The sequence below is a fragment of the Nitrospira calida genome (assembly GCF_976986435.1).
On the sequence record NZ_OZ335950.1, the window covers coordinates 536,481 to 551,871 of the forward strand.

Below are 15,391 nucleotides of genomic sequence, written 5' to 3' on the forward strand. Positions count from 1 at the left end.
AGCCGGTTCGTGGGCGCTGGTCCTCGGCAAATAAGAATCAGGGTGAGGAAGGCGGGGTCGCGCGAAGTTGGAGCCGACGGACAATGACGGCGCCGAACAGCAACAGACTGGCCGAATAGTACACCCAGAGCAGAAGGAGGATGACGTCCAGGAGCAAGCCATACAGGCGGCCGTAAATCGTCGCCTGACCGCCGTAGGCGACAAACAGGACTTTCGCCAGGACCCAGAGCAGGCTGAACACGACTCCGCCGGTTGCGGCGTCTCGCAGGCTGGGGCGTTGTCGGGGCAAGTAGCGGTAGAGGCAGGTCACCGCCGCCAAGCTCAGGATGAAGGGCAGCGTGTAGCCGAGAACGAAGTGTGCGCCGCGACCGCGACCAAGTCGAGGCTCCACGCGCGGGGTGCATGGGCGACGAGGGCGTCGATGGTCTGGGTCGCCACATAGGTCACGATCAGCAGCAGCTCGATGGCGCCGAACAGGACGACGGCGACGACGGTGGAAATGAGCGGGTGGCGGTGCCGGGACGATCCGAACACCACGTTGATCGTGTAATCGATTTCGATGAACACCAGGGTGCCGAACCAGGCGAAGGCGAGCAGAACGATCCACCGAACGGGTTCCAGCTCGGCGACGTGGCGGATTTCGTCCGCCAGGCCCGCTCCGAGGCTGGGGAGAAAGCCTTTCAAAAAGCTCAATAGAAATTGGTGGCCGATGACGTTCTGGCTGACGAGGAACCCCACGGCGTAGAGCAGCAGGAAGACCATCGGAAAAAGCGACAGCAGGAAGAAGGAGGCCACGGAAGCGGCCAGACTGGCACAGCCGAGCCGGCAAAACTCCGTCATCACGCCGGACATGAAGCGCAACGGCCGGATCATCCTTTCCCGGAAGCTCCCGCGTTGACGCTCCGAGCGTACCACGATTGCGGTGCGTGTGCATGAACGATGCAAGACACGAACGGGACGGCTACTTCAAGACAAGGACGGCTTGGGTGGTCAGGGAGACAAGAGGATTAGGGAACAGGCCCAAGAGCACAACGCCGGCGATCGCGCAAGCGAGGACGATGGAGAGCGCCGGAGAGGCGATCAAGCATGGCACCGGGGCGGTGCCTGGTTCAGGCTCCCGCATGTACATGACCATCACCACGCGCAGATAATAGTAGGCAGACACGGCGGCGAAAAGCAGGGCGACCACGGCCAGCCAAGCCAGCCCGCTGTCGACCGCCGCTATGAACAGGTAGAATTTTCCGATAAAGCCAGCCGTCGGGGGGATGCCGGCAAGCGAGACCATGAACACCAGCATGAGCAGCGCCGCCGCTGGCTGCCGCTTGGCCAAACCCGTGAAATCCTCGATCTCTTCTCCCTCCAGCCCGCCCTTACGCACCATCGCGACGACGGCGAAAGCGCCTAAGGTCATGAAGGCATAGACGGCGAGATAGAGCATGACGCTGGCCAGGCCGGCGGCGCCGACGCCATCGGCCGCCCGGCCGGCCGCGACCAGGCCGATCAGGGCATAGCCGGCGTGCGCGATGCTCGAGTACGCGAGCATGCGCTTGATGTTGGTTTGGACGATCGCAACCACGTTGCCGAGGACTAACGTGGCAAGGCACACCGCCAAAAACAGGGGCTGCCAGTTCGTTTTGAGGCCGCCCAGCCCTTCCACGAACACCCGGAGAAACGCGCCGAAACTAGCCGCCTTGGAGGCCACGGCCATGAAGGCGGTGACGGAGGTCGGCGCGCCTTCGTAGACGTCGGGCGTCCACATGTGGAATGGGACCACGGCGAGCTTGAAGCCGAAGCCGACCGCCAACAGGACCATCGCTAACAAGAGGACCGGGTCATCGAGTCCCCGTGCCGCCACGGCGCTGGCGATGATGGAGAGCCTGGTGCCGCCCGCCGCACCGAAGAGCAGCGAGATGCCGTACAGCAGCAGGCCGGAGGAAAAGGCGCCCAGCACGAAATATTTGGCCGAAGCTTCGAGGGAGCGCGGCTCGGATCGCTTGAGTCCAGCCAGGATGTACAGCGACAGCGACATCAGTTCGGTGCCGAGATAAATGGTCAGCAGATCGGCGGCCGACACCATGACCATCATGCCGGACAGCGCCAACAAGATGAAGCCGTAATATTCGCCGAGGTGGAGATGCTCCTCTTTGAGGTAGGCGAACGACAGCAAAATGGTCAGCCCCGTCACCAGGTACAACAGCAGCTTCCAGAAGCAGGCGTACGGATCGATGATCACCAGGTCGCTGAACGCGGTCGTCCGGCCGCCCATTTGGGAGGCGGTGAAGCCCAGACAAATCGTCAGGGAGCCGAGGCTCAGCCACGCCAATGCGTCTTTCTTCGACGCGGGGATGATCGGGTCCAGCCCGAGCACGAGACAAGCCGCCGCGACGACGACCAGTTCGGGGAGAATCGCCGTGAGGTCGCTGGGAAGAAGCGTCATGGATGACTCTCCCGGGCATGAGAAGCGAGGCGAGGGGCGAGTAGGAGAGCTGTATCGTGCGGCTCCGAGTCATCATTCCGATTGCCCCTCGCCTCTGGTCCCTGGTCCCTTGTCTCGGCTCGTTCAACCAGTTCATTGACACTGGCGTGCATTCTCGTGAGGAGGGGGCTGGGGAATATGCCGATCCAAAACACCAGCGCGACCAACGGCACGAAGGCGGCCGTCTCGCGCGGGTTCAGATCGGCCAGTCGGCTGGTGTGGCGATCGGCCGGTACACCGAACGCCACTCGCTGGACCATCCACAGCACATAGACCGCGGCCAGAATGACGCCGAGTGCAGCCAGGCCGGCCGCGATCTTGTTCCAGAGGAAAGCTCCGACAAGGACGAGAAATTCGCCGACGAAGCTGTTCGTGCCCGGCAGGCCCAGCGACGAGAGCGCAAAGATCACCAGCAGGGTGGCGTAACGCGGCATGGGGCCGGCCAGTCCCACGTTATCTGCGATCATCCGGCTGTGCGTCCGCTCGTAGACGGCGCCGACGCACAAGAATAACGCGCCGGTGGTGATGCCGTGATTGACCATCTGCAGCACCGCGCCCTCGATGCCTTGGTGGTTCAAAACGAAGATGCCGAGTGTGACGAATCCCATGTGACTGACGCTGGAATAGGCAATGAGCTTCTTTAGGTCGGTCTGTGCCAGCGCCATGTAGGCGCCGTAGATGATCGCCGTGATTGAAAGCGCGATCATGAGCGGCGTGAACGTCGCCGTCGCATCCGGCAGCATGGGAAGCGAAAAGCGCAGGAAGCCGTACGCGCCCATCTTCAGCAGGACACTGGCCAGAATCACGCTGCCGGCGGTGGGTGCTTCGACGTGGGCGTCGGGCAGCCAGGTATGAAACGGGAACATCGGCACCTTGACCGCAAAAGCGGCGAAAAAGGCGAGGAACAGCCAAGCCTGGAGCGAGGCGTCGTAGGAGCGCCGAGCGAGCGCGAGGATGTCGAACGTGTGGCCGCCCTGAAAATAGAGAACGATGATCGCGACCAGCAACAGGACGCTGCCGGCCAGGGTGTAGAGGAAAAACTTGATGGCCGCATACAGCCGGTTCGGACCGCCCCAGACGCCGATCAGGAGATACATCGGGATCAGCATCGCTTCCCAGAAGATGTAGAACAGCACGAAGTCGAGCGCGACGAAGACGCCGAGCATCGCCGCTTCCATGACCAGCATGACGGCCATGAAGCTGCGGACCCGGGTTTCGATCGCCTGCCAGGAGGCAAGCACGCAGAGCGGCATCAAGAGAGCGGTCATGAGCACCAGCGGCAAGCTGATGCCGTCCACGCCCAACCGATAGCTGATCGGAGGGGACGCAATCCAGGAGACGTGCTCGGTGAACTGCATGCCCGGCACAGCGGGATCGAATTGAAACCAGACGGGCAGCGCCACCAGCAAGTCGGCGACCGTCGCCGCCAATGCCGTCCAGCGAACCGCGGTCTCCTTAACGAGACACACGAACACGGCGCCGACAAGGGGGAGGAACACTAGGACGGTCAGCCAGGGGAACGCGCTCTGAAGGCTTGCTTCGTTCATCCGGTCACCGAAGAGCTAACGGGGTTCGCGCTGAAAGCCGACGGCATGCAATCGCGCTTCCACTGTGTGCTGCCGTTCCTTGATCATTCGCCATCCGCCGTTAAAAAAACAGATACACCGCCAACAACAGCACCGCGCCGGCCGTCATGGCCAGCGCGTAATGTTGGGTCTGCCCGCTCTGGATCAGGCGCAACAGCCATCCGCCCCAGGCGATCGCGTGCGCGACCCCATTTACCGCGCCGTCGATGATCGCGACGTCCACCTGTTTCCACAGGCCGTCGGCGAGCGAGAAGGTGGGGCGCACGACGGTCGCGTGGTAGAGTTCGTCCACGTACCATTTGTTGGCCGAGAGCCGATAGGCCCGTTCCCAGCGAGCGGCCAGCCGATCTGGCAGCCCGGGCTCTTTTACATAAACGTAATAGGCCGCCGCAATGCCGGTCAGCGCCATCAACGTTGCCACGGCCATGATGCCGTTCGCGGCGGCTCCGCTGTGACGGCCGGCCTCTCCGCCGCCGGGAAAGATCGGCGTCAAAAATTCAGGAATGCCTAAGTAGCCGGTGATCACGCTGAGTGCGGCTAGGATAAGCAAGGGCACCGTCATCGTCTTGGACGGTTCCTGGATACGGCCGATCAGGTGGGGATCGACACGCGACGGGCCCCAGAATGTCACGAAGACAAGACGGAAACTATAGAACGCGGTCAAAAGCGCCGTGAGTAGCCCGAAGACGGTGAGCGCTTGACCCAACGTCCCCGACGACCACGACGCCAACAACAATGCGTCCTTGCTGAAGAAGCCGGCGGTGAGCGGAAAGCCGGCCAGCGCCAGTGAGCCGATGACGAAGGTCCAGTAGGTGATCGGTAGCTTGTCTTTAAGTCCGCCCATGCGCCGCATGTCCTGTTCGTGATGCAGCGCGATGATCACCGAGCCGCAGCCCAGGAACAGGAGCGCCTTGAACGCGCCGTGCGTGAGCAGGTGATAGATTCCTGCCGCATAGGCGCCCAGACCGCAGGCCATCATCATGTAACCGAGTTGGCTTACGGTTGAGTAGGCGACGATTCGCTTGATGTCGGTCTGCGTCAACGCGACGGTCGCGCCGAGGACCATCGTGATGGCCCCGACCACCGCCACCAGGTCCATCGCGACCGGCGAGAGGTGATACAGCGGCGCCAGCCTGGCGACCATGAACACGCCGGCGGTCACCATCGTGGCCGCGTGGATCAGGGCCGAGATCGGCGTCGGGCCCTCCATCGCGTCGGGGAGCCAAACGTGCAGCGGAACCTGTGCCGATTTCCCGACCGCGCCGGCGAACAACAGAAGACAGATCACGGTGAGCGTGGAGACTTCCCACGTTCCTCCAAATGGACGGAGCAGGTTCATCATGTCGCCGGCGAAGCTCGGCGCCTGAGCAAACACCTGCCGATAGTCCAACGAGCCGAAGTTGTAGACGATCACCAGGAGCCCGAGCAAAAACCCGAAGTCGCCGACCCGGTTCACGATGAAGGCCTTGGTCGCCGCAGCGCAGGCGACCGGCCGCTCATACCAGTGGCCGATGAGCAGATAGGAGCACAACCCGACCGCCTCCCAGAAGATGAACAGTTGGAGGAAGTTGTCGGCCATGACCAGCATCAGCATGGAGAAGGTGAAGAGGGCAATGTAGGCGAAAAAGCGTGCATATCCCTTCTCGCCGTGCATGTAACCGATGGTGTAGACGTGCACCAGCGAGCTGACGATCGTCACGAGCAACAGCATGGCGGCGGTCAGCCGGTCGATGAACAGGCCCAGGCGGACTTCCAGTTCGCCCGAATCGATCCAGGTGTACAGCGGAACCGAAATCCGGTCGCCTTCGGCCGCGTTCATGAACGCAATAAGGGAAAGTACGAGCGAGCCGAGGACGGCCGGCATGGCCACGAGGTGCGCCCGTTCCCTGATCCAGTGACCGGCCAGACCGAGCAGCAGGAACGCGGCGAAGGGAAAGAGTGGGATCAGGACGTAGAGCATAGGTAATGGGTCAATGGTCAAGAGTCATTGGCCAACACTGAAAAATGATGCTCTGAAAGCCGGTGTTCAGTTCATTACCGTTGACCAACGGCGTCTTCACCACTTTAATAATTGGAACTCATCCACGTTGATGCTCGACTTGGAGCGGTAGAGCGCGATGATGATCGCCAGGCCGACGGCGACCTCGGCCGCCGCGACCGTTAGCGCAAAAAAGACGAACACCTGGCCGGCCACGTTCTGGAGATAATGCGAGAAGGCCACGAAGTTGATGTTCGTGGCGTTCAGCATCAGCTCCACGGACAGCAGAATGATGATGATATTCCGCCGGATCAGCACGCCCATCACGCCGGTGATGAACACGAAGGCGCTGAGGATCACATAATAGGAAAGGGGAATCATCACGAAACTCCTATATCTCGTCTCGCGAGAGACGCTCCACGCTTCACGGTTCGCGCCTCTCGAACAGGTCCCGCTTTGCGAGGACGATCGCGCCGATCATGGCGACCAGCAGGATAAGCGAGGCCACCTCGAAGGGGAACAGATACATCGAATACAGTGCCCGGCCGATTGTTTCCGTGTTCCCAGGCGTCCCGGCGGCGCCGTCGGCCGTCTCCGCGTGAACGCCGGCGTCGCGAAGGCTGACCGCCGTGAGCAACACCGTTGTCAGAAACGTCAACCCCAGCAATGCCGCGACCGGCAATTGCGCGTGGTAACGATCCTCGCGCTTGACGTTCAACAGCATGACGACGAAGAGATAGAGCACGAGAATCGCGCCGGCATACACGATGATCTGCACCGCGGCAAGAAACTCCGCATGCAGGGTGACATAGAGGCCCGCGACGTGAAAGAACATGATCAGGAGAGAGAGGGCGCTATAGACGGGATTGCGCAGCGTGACGACGAGGACCGAGGTCAGCGTGATGACGCCGGCGAAATAAAAAAAGAAGAACTGATTCAACGGACGCAGCCTCCAGTCATGCACAGTCCGGAAGTCAACGCGCCGGACCGCTTCCGCCCCATTCGCCTCTGTGTGGTGACCTCAAGCGAGGGCGAGGAGAGTTTGGCTTACGTTGGTTTCGGCGGCACGTGCTTGAATGCGACGTTGAAGAACGCCACATTCGGGTGTTGCAGCTCCAGCCGCTTTTCCCGCACGGGGAATGAGCGATCGCCGATGGCGAGGAGTTGCTCCTTATTCAGAAGGAGCTGACGTTTGTCGTACACCGCCCACTCGAATTCGCGGGTCATGCCGAGCGCGTCCACCGGGCAGGCGTCGACGCACAGGCCGCAAAACAGGCAGCGCGTCATGTCCATGTAATATTCTTTCGCATATCGCTTGGTGGGTTCGCCCGGCACTTCACCGCTGACCACCCGGATCACCCGGGAAGGGCAGGCCGCTTCGCAGAGATCGCACCCGACGCATTTCTCCGTACCGTCGTCATAGCGCAGCAACGCGAGCATGCCGCGGTAGCTCTCCGGCAAAATGCGTTTTTCGTGCGGATACTGGAGGGTAATCGGCCGGTAGCGCAGCAAATGGGTCAACGTGGCCTTCATGCCCACCAGAATCTCGTAAAAGGTGATCGTCTTGAGCCACTGTTTGAATTTCATCATGACCGAACCGGTAGCGCATAGCGTATAGAGGGGAGCCAGAGCAGAGCTAGTGGCTGTTCTGCTGTCCGCTACTTGCTTCATCTTGGGAACAGGTACGCCGCGATCGACGTCACCAGAATGTTACCCAGGGCGATCGGCAGCATCACCTTCCACCCGAACCGCATCAGTTGATCATAGCGCAGGCGCGGCAGCGTGGCCCGCAGCCAGAAAAACAGAAACAGGAAAAAATACACCTTGACGGTGAACCAGCCCACGTTCTCCATCCAGGCCATGTGCTCCAAACCGATCCGGGCCAGAATCGTGCCCGGATAGGGCGCGTTCCAGCCGCCGAGGAACAACGCCGCGGCGACGCAGGAAACCAGGATCATGTTGGCATATTCGGCGAGAAAGTAAAAGGCGAACCGCATGCCGCTGTATTCGGTGAAAAACCCCGCCACCAGTTCACTCTCGGCTTCCGGCAGATCGAACGGCACGCGGTTGGTTTCGGCCACTGCGGAGATGATGTACACGACGAACGCGAAGATCTGCGGGAACGGCGGCGCGAAGACGAACCAGTTCCAAAAGCCGCCAGCCTGGGCTTCCGTGATCTTGACGAGACTCAAGGAGCCGGCCAAAAGCAACACGCCGACGATCGCCAAACCCACGTTCAGCTCGTAACTGATGACCTGAGCGGCGGATCGCAGACCCCCGAGCAGCGAATACTTGCTGTTGGACGCCCATCCACCGAGGATGATTCCATAGGCGCCGATCGACGCGAACGCCAGGATATAGAGGATCCCGATGTTGATGTCGCTGATGACGAACGGTTTGAACTGCACTCCAAAGAGTTCCACCGTCTGGTTTGGGCCGAACGGCACGACGGCAAACCCGATCAAGGCCGGAACCAGCGCAAGAATCGGCGCCACGCTGAAGAGGAATTTGTTCGCGCCGGCGGGAATGATGTCTTCTTTGAAGAAGAGCTTGATCCCGTCCGCGATCGGCTGGAGGATGCCGTACGGACCGACCTCCATCGGGCCCATCCGATCCTGCATCCAGCCGAGCACCTTTCGCTCGAGCAGAGTCAGCAGCATGACCGTGAGTAGGACCACGCCCATCACGGCGGCAATTTGCGTCAGAGAGATCGCCAGCTTCAGGCTCGTTTCCACCACGGCTCCTCCGGAATTTTGTGGCGTGCGAGACGGAAAGCGTGATACGTGGCGCGTTGTGCGCCACGTATCACGCCTCACGCGTCATGGGTCGCGCGTTAACCGTTCCACGGTTACCAGCGTCGTTTTGAAGTACGGCACTTTCGTCACGGGATCGACTTCCACTTGGGCCAGGTTCTTGGCGTCCCGATCGAAATGCTCGGGGAAGAAAACCATCCCTGCCGGCACGCGGGCCAGGATTTTCACGGTTGTCGTCACCTCGCCGCGCTGATTGAACACGCGGACCCGATCGCCGTCGGAAAGACAGTGCCGCGCGGCGTCCGCGGGGTTCATCCGCAAGGCGCCGCCGCTCTCGACCTGAAGCAGGCCTTTGGAGCGCGTGGACAGTTTACCCGAATGGAAGAGGGTCTGGCCTAGCACCAGGGTGAGCACCCCGCCTGTCCCCCCACTCCTTTCCTCAGATCGCTCACCGGCAAGTTGATACCGGCTGGCCACGTCGGTGGCGTAATCTTGGCGGAGATATCGCTCGACCGCCGTGCGATCGACCGTGGGAGGGGACGGCGCCGGCCCCAGCAGGCCGTAGCCGGGAATAAGACCGCGGATCTCTTTAAGGATCTCGCGCGCGTCGCCGTATTCGAGCGGATAGCCCATCAGCACCGACAAGGCCGAAAAGATCTCCCAGTCTGGGCGACTCTCGCCGACCGGTTGGATCGCTTGCCGAACGGCCTGCACATGCCCTTCGCTGTTTGTAAAGGTCCCATCCTTCTCGGCGTAGGAACAGGCCGGCAGGACCGCATGGGCCATCGACGCAGTCTCGGTCAGGAATAGTTCCTGGCAGACCAGCAATTCCACATTGCCCAGAGCTTCCTTCACGCCGGTGCTGGCCGGCAGGCTCCCGACCGGGTTCTCGCCGACTACGAACAAGGCTTTCAGCCGACCGACGCGCGCGTGCTCGATTATCTCCATCAGTGTGGCGCCGGGTCCCTTGGGAAGCTCTTCCTTCCACAGGTTGGCCAGCCGCTCGCGCGCAGTGCGATCCATAACCTCGATGGGACCGGGGAGGAACTCGGCGACCGTTCCCATTTCCACGGCGCCCTGGTCGTTGTTCTCTTCAGCCAGGGGCGCGAATCCGCAGCCCGGACGACCATGGTGTCCGGTGAGCAGCAGCAGATCGAGCAGGTTGACGGCGGTGTTGTATCCGCCAGGATTCCGCAACCCGCCGGGTCCGAGGAGGACGACCAGGCGACCGGCTTGAGCCAGCACCCGCGCGGCATCGCGCAGGGCCGTCTGAGTCGCGCCGCCGGCGGCTTCCAGTTCCGGCCAGGACAGGCGTTGCACCGCCTGGGCGATCGCGCTCACGTAGGCAGGCGCCTGCCGGGCCAACGCCTGATCCACAAGGCCGTCCTCGATCACCGCTTTGATCAAGCCCACGACGACAGGGCCGAACTGCGCCGGGCGTGCGGCGAAGTGGTGCTGCGCAAGATTCGCAATGTTGCTGATCGTGTCGATCGCTGGCTCCAGAGCCTCGACCGTCACCAGCGTCGCGCGCCGCTTCTTGACCGCTTCTTTCACTTTCAGGCCCGTAATGGGGTTGGTTTCGGTGACGTTGGTGCCGACCAGCAGCAGTGCGTCGGCGGCGACGATGTCGTCGAAGGTGACAGTCCAGCGATGGGTGCCCTGCACCCGGCGCATGGCCTGCACGCCGTTCAGGTGCCCATAGCGCGCGCTGCTGTCGATGCGATCGGTGCCGATCGCCAGGCGCATGAATTTCTGGAAGACATAGAGGTCTTCGTTCGTGCAGCGGGACGCGATCAGTCCGCCGAACGCGTCCGGGCCGTACCTCAGCTTGAGGCAGATTGCGGCGTCGGCGATGTATTCCAGCGCGTCTTCCCAAGTCGTCTCGACAAGCTTGCCGTCCCGGCGGATCAGCGGGCGCGCCAGACGGTCCGGGTGGCTGGTGGCGTGATATCCGAAGAAGCCACGTGCGCAGAGATCACCGTTGTTCCGGCCGGCGCCGTAGGCCGACATGACTTCGATCAGCTCATTGTCCTTGGTCTGGATCGTGATCTGGCAGCCATCCCCGCAGTAGGTGCAGACGGTGTCGGTTCGTTTCAGCATCCAGGGCCGGTACTCGTACATCGAGAGTCGGCTGGTGATGGCCCCCACCGGGCAGATCTGAACACACCCCCCGCAGAACTCGCACTCCAACGGATGGGAGCCGAAGTGCTTGATTTCGGTCATGGTTCCCCGGCCGGCCGGTGCCAGCGCTTTGACATCCATGACCTCATCGCAATAGCGGACGCAGCGCAGGCACTGGACGCAGCGGTTCATCTGGGTCTCGATCAGCGGGCTGAAATACTCCTTCTGGAAGATGCGCTTAACCTCGATGAACCGACTGGTGGTCGGCGTGTACGCATGCGAGAAGTCCTGCAGGTCGCAGCGGCCGCCCTGATCGCAGACCGGGCAGTCCAGGGGATGGTTGGCCAAAATGAACTCCAGCACCGACTTGTGCGCTTCATTGACGACGGTCGTGGCCGTGCGGACGCTCATTCCCTCGGTTACTGGGGTGCTGCAGGCGGTCTGGAGCTTGGGCATCTTTTCGATCTCCACCAGACACATCCGGCAATTGGCGTCCGGCTTGAGCTTCGGGTGGTAACAGAAATGCGGGATCATCACCCCCACCCGGCGCGCCGCCTCAATGAGCAAGGTGCCCTTGGGTACGGTCACCCGAATACCGTCGATTGTCAAACGGACTGTGTCCGCCGTCATCGCCATCATCTGTCAGGTTCGAAGGGCGAGGGTTCTAGATCTCCGTTCGTGTCTTCGTCTCGAACCTCACACCTCGAACTTGTGAGGTTCGTGCCGTGCCGCTGCCGGCATGACCAGTTCGGGGATGCCAGCCAGGCCCAACGATTCCGCCTCCCGGATCAACTCCTCGTACTCGTGGCGCCAGTATTTCAGAGTGCTCAGGATCGGCGCCACCTCGGCGTCGCCGAACGCGCAGACCGTACGGCCCGCGATGTTCTGGCACAGATCGGTCAAGGTTTCAAGGTCCTCCCGGCGGCCGCGTTTGGCGAGGATCCGGCGCATGGTCTGGACCAACCACGAACTCCCCTCCCGGCACGGCGTGCACTTGCCGCAGGACTCGTGGTAGAAAAACTCCATCAGGCGCAACGCGGCCCAGACCATGCTGGTGCCTTCTTCCATGACTGTGACTCCACCCGATCCCAGCATTGATCCAGCCTGGGCCACAGACTCGAAGTCCATCTTCACATCGAGATGCTCCGGCGTCAAAAACGGCGCGGATGCGCCTCCCGGGATGAACGCCTTCAGCGCCTTGTCCGAGCGCATGCCGCCGGCGTGCTCGAAGATCAACTCGCGGAATGTGATCCCCATCGGCACTTCGTAATTGCCGGGCCGCCGTACGTGGCCGCTCACGCAGAAGATGCGGGTGCCCGTGCTCTTCGGCGGCGAACCGATCGAGGCGAACCATTCGGCGCCGCGGTTGACAATATGCGGCAGGTTCGCGAGCGTTTCGACGTTGTTGACCACAGTCGGCTTGCCGTACAGGCCGTGTGTGGCCGGGAACGGCGGCTTCACCCGCGGCAGGCCCCGCTTGCCCTCGAGGGATTCCAGGAGTGCCGTCTCTTCCCCGCAAATGTAAGCGCCGGCTCCGCGGTGGACCCAAATGTCGATCGTGACGCCCGCGCCGAGAATGTTCCGGCCAACATAGCCGGCCGCTCTGGCTTCTGCCAAGGCCCGCTCCAGGATCGCAGCGCCCAGGGCAAATTCCCCTCGGATATAGATGTAGGCGGTTTCGGCGCCGATGGCGTAACAGGCGAGCAGGATGCCCTCGATGACCTGGTGAGGATCGCGTTCGATCAGTTGGCGGTCCTTGAACGTGCCAGGCTCGCTCTCGTCCGCGTTGCAGCACAGGTAACGAGGGCCCTGATAGTCCTTGGGCAGGAATCCCCATTTGATGCCGGTCGGGAACCCCGCGCCGCCGCGCCCCCGTAATCCGGACTTGACCACCATCGCCGTCACGTCCGCCGGCGCGATTTTGCCGAGCGTCTTGCGGAGCGCCTGGTATCCGCCCGTCCGCTCGTAGTCCGCCAATGAGCCCGTATAGCCGGGCTGGAGCATGTTCTTCAGAAGAATCGGTTCGTAAGGCGGCATTCCGTTGCCTCGTTAACCGCGGGCAAGCCACGAATAACGACTAACCGGTTACGTCTTCTGAGGTTCTGGCAGCATAAACGGCCCGCTCTTCAAAGGAGATGTGCCGTTGCGTATCAGATCCATCAGGATCCGGTCCACTTTCTCTTCGGTCAGGTTCTCGTAATAGTCATCGTTGATCTGCATCATCGGCCCGGCTCCGCAGGCGGCCAGGCACTCCACGGTGCTGAGCGTGAACAGACGGTCCGGGGTGGTTTCCCCCGGTTTGATCCCCAACTTGGCGCGGAGCCAGCCGAGCAGCGTGTCGGATCCGACCAAGGCGCACATGAGCGATTTGCATACCTGAATGTGGAACTTTCCCACCGGCTTCAGCCTCAACATCGTGTAGAACGTGACCGTCTCATACACCTGAGGCGGCGTCAGGTTGAGGATGCCGGCGATTTCCTTCATCGCCGCCTCGCTCACGTGACCTTCCTCCCGCTGCGCCAGGTTGAGCAGCGGCAATAGAGCCGAGCGGCGAACCGGGTAGCGGGACAGGATGGCGTCTATTTCCGATTTGTATTTTTCCAGGAGCATCTATGCATCCAGTTCTGAGTGCTGAGTTCTGAATTCTGAGTTGCCACTCAACACTCAGCACTCGGAATTCACCTGTCGCATTCTCCCATCACGATGTCGTAGGTGCCGAAGATCGTGATGATGTCCGAGAGCAGATAGCCTCGCGCCATGTGGTCGAAGGCGCCCATGTGGACGAACGACGGGGCCCGGATCTTCAACCGATAGGGCCGGGGACTTCCATCACTGATGATAAAGAACCCCAGTTCTCCTTTCGGCGCTTCCGACGCACAATAGGTCTCGCCTTTCGGCGGCTTGAAGCCTTGCGTGAAGATGATGAAATGATGGATTAGGCTCTCCATGTCCCGCATGACCTTGGGTTTGGGTGGTGGGATGACCTGCGGGAGGTCAGCCATGATCGGGCCGGGCGGCATCTGGTCCAGGCATTGGCGGATGATCCGGCAGCTCTGCCGCATCTCTTCCATGCGCACCCAGTACCGGTCGTAGGTATCGCCGTGCTTGCCGACCGGCACCTCCCACTCCACCCGGTCGTACACGCCGTAAGGCTCGAATTTCCGCACGTCGTACGCTACCCCGGAGCCGCGCAGCACCGGCCCGGTGAGGCCGAAATTGATTGCGTCTTCGGCGGAGATGACGGCCACGTCCTTCGTGCGGGACAGCCAGATGCGGTTCGACGCGAGCAGCGTGTCATATTCGTGGATCTTGTCGTAGAACGTGTCGAGGAACGCCTTCAGCCGCGCGACCAGTTCGGGCGTGAAGTCGCCATCCACGCCGCCGATGCGGTAATAGTTCAACGTCAGCCGCGCGCCGCAGAGCTTCTCGAACATGTCCAACAGCGCTTCACGCTCGCGAAACGTCCAGAAGAAGACCGTCATCGCGCCGATGTCCAGCGCTTGCGTACCCAGCCAGAACAGATGGCCGACTACCCGCTGCATCTCCGCGACGATCGTGCGGATATATTCGGCGCGTTCCGGCACCTGGATGCCCACCAACTTCTCGACAGCCCGCACGTACGCGTAGTTGTTCGCCATAGCGCAGACATAATCGAGCCGATCGGTATGCGGGATGATCTGCAGGTAGTGCAGTCCCTCCGCCAGCTTTTCCACGCCACGGTGCAGATAGCCGAGATCTGGCGTCGCCTTGACGATCCGCTCGCCGTCCAGTTCGAGCACCACCCGCAGCACGCCGTGTGTGCTGGGGTGTTGCGGCCCCATGTTCAGCAGCAACTCCTCCTTGCGGACGGACGATCCGGCCCCGTCGGCGGTCACGAAAGGATGCTTGCGGTCTTCGGGAATCTCGCTTTCAACGGCGACAGGCGGCTCGTCGAGCCGGGGGATGAATTCGAAGGAACTGCGCCAACCCTTGCCTTCGGTCGGGAAGTCTTTCCGGAGCGGGTAGCCTTCGTCGTAATCCTCCGGCATGAGGATGCGGCGCAGGTCCGGATGTCCGTTGAAGCGGATGCCCATCAAGTCGTACACCTCCCGCTCCATGAACTCCGCGCCTCTCCAAATGCCGGTGACCGAATCAATGCTGGGATTGTCTTCCGTGACGCGGACCTTGAGCCGAATGCGCCGGCGATGCGGCAACGACAGCAGGTGGTAGATTACTTCGAACCGCTCGAGGTCGTCGGGAAAGTCGGCCGAACACACATCCGTGATGTGATCAAACGCCATCGCCGGATCATCGTGAAGAAACCGCGCCACGTCCACGATACGGTCGGTGGCGACGCGGGCGGAGAGTTCCGCTCGATCCCGGTCTTCCTGAACCGCGAGGACCGCGTCAGGAAATTGTGTTTTCAGCCGTTCGAGAACTGGATGCATGGTCTCATTGACGAGAGGCGCGCGACTCGCGCGACGGGCGAGAATCGCCG

At 61.8% G+C, this 15,391-nt stretch carries 13 protein-coding genes; all 13 read right to left on the bottom strand.

Annotation, left to right across the window (positions count from 1 at the left end; all coding sequences use genetic code 11):
- Positions 1–37: 37 nt before the first annotated feature.
- The gene (locus tag ACWHTU_RS02740; protein WP_447861452.1) at positions 38–310 is read right to left on the bottom strand and encodes a YhjD/YihY/BrkB family envelope integrity protein; all 273 of its coding nucleotides are present in this window, start codon (positions 308–310) and stop codon (positions 38–40) included.
- 11 nt (positions 311–321) lie between these two features.
- Entirely contained in the window at positions 322–852 is a 531-nt protein-coding gene (locus ACWHTU_RS02745) for a YhjD/YihY/BrkB family envelope integrity protein (RefSeq protein WP_447861453.1), read from the bottom strand.
- Between the two features lie 109 nt (positions 853–961).
- Positions 962–2,437, bottom strand: coding sequence for an NADH-quinone oxidoreductase subunit N (locus ACWHTU_RS02750; RefSeq protein ID WP_447861455.1), 1,476 nt, complete (start codon positions 2,435–2,437; stop codon positions 962–964).
- Positions 2,434–4,023, bottom strand: a complete 1,590-nt coding sequence (locus ACWHTU_RS02755; RefSeq protein WP_447861456.1) for an NADH-quinone oxidoreductase subunit M — start codon at positions 4,021–4,023, stop codon at positions 2,434–2,436. Before ACWHTU_RS02755 ends, ACWHTU_RS02750 begins: the two co-directional genes overlap by 4 nt.
- A 100-nt stretch (positions 4,024–4,123) precedes the next feature.
- On the bottom strand, positions 4,124–6,022 hold the full coding sequence (gene nuoL / locus ACWHTU_RS02760; RefSeq protein ID WP_447861458.1) for an NADH-quinone oxidoreductase subunit L: 1,899 nt from the start codon (positions 6,020–6,022) through the stop codon (positions 4,124–4,126).
- 96 nt (positions 6,023–6,118) lie between these two features.
- The gene (gene nuoK, locus ACWHTU_RS02765; protein WP_447861459.1) at positions 6,119–6,421 is read right to left on the bottom strand and encodes an NADH-quinone oxidoreductase subunit NuoK; all 303 of its coding nucleotides are present in this window, start codon (positions 6,419–6,421) and stop codon (positions 6,119–6,121) included.
- A 43-nt stretch (positions 6,422–6,464) separates the two neighbouring features.
- Complete coding sequence (locus ACWHTU_RS02770) at positions 6,465–6,980, bottom strand: NADH-quinone oxidoreductase subunit J family protein (RefSeq protein ID WP_447861460.1); 516 nt, start codon at positions 6,978–6,980, stop codon at positions 6,465–6,467.
- Positions 6,981–7,087: 107 nt separating this feature from the next.
- Entirely contained in the window at positions 7,088–7,630 is a 543-nt protein-coding gene (gene nuoI / locus ACWHTU_RS02775; RefSeq protein WP_447861462.1) for an NADH-quinone oxidoreductase subunit NuoI, read from the bottom strand.
- Positions 7,631–7,707: 77 nt separating this feature from the next.
- Entirely contained in the window at positions 7,708–8,775 is a 1,068-nt protein-coding gene (gene nuoH / locus ACWHTU_RS02780) for an NADH-quinone oxidoreductase subunit NuoH (RefSeq protein ID WP_447861464.1), read from the bottom strand.
- A gap of 84 nt (positions 8,776–8,859) precedes the next feature.
- Complete coding sequence (gene nuoG / locus ACWHTU_RS02785; RefSeq protein WP_447861465.1) at positions 8,860–11,544, bottom strand: NADH-quinone oxidoreductase subunit NuoG; 2,685 nt, start codon at positions 11,542–11,544, stop codon at positions 8,860–8,862.
- A gap of 66 nt (positions 11,545–11,610) precedes the next feature.
- Positions 11,611–12,951, bottom strand: coding sequence for an NADH-quinone oxidoreductase subunit NuoF (gene nuoF / locus ACWHTU_RS02790; protein ID WP_447861467.1), 1,341 nt, complete (start codon positions 12,949–12,951; stop codon positions 11,611–11,613).
- Between the two features lie 48 nt (positions 12,952–12,999).
- Entirely contained in the window at positions 13,000–13,524 is a 525-nt protein-coding gene (locus ACWHTU_RS02795) for an NADH-quinone oxidoreductase subunit NuoE family protein (RefSeq protein ID WP_447861468.1), read from the bottom strand.
- A 68-nt stretch (positions 13,525–13,592) separates the two neighbouring features.
- Entirely contained in the window at positions 13,593–15,341 is a 1,749-nt protein-coding gene (nuoD, locus tag ACWHTU_RS02800) for an NADH dehydrogenase (quinone) subunit D (protein ID WP_447861470.1), read from the bottom strand.
- Positions 15,342–15,391: the final 50 nt, after the last annotated feature.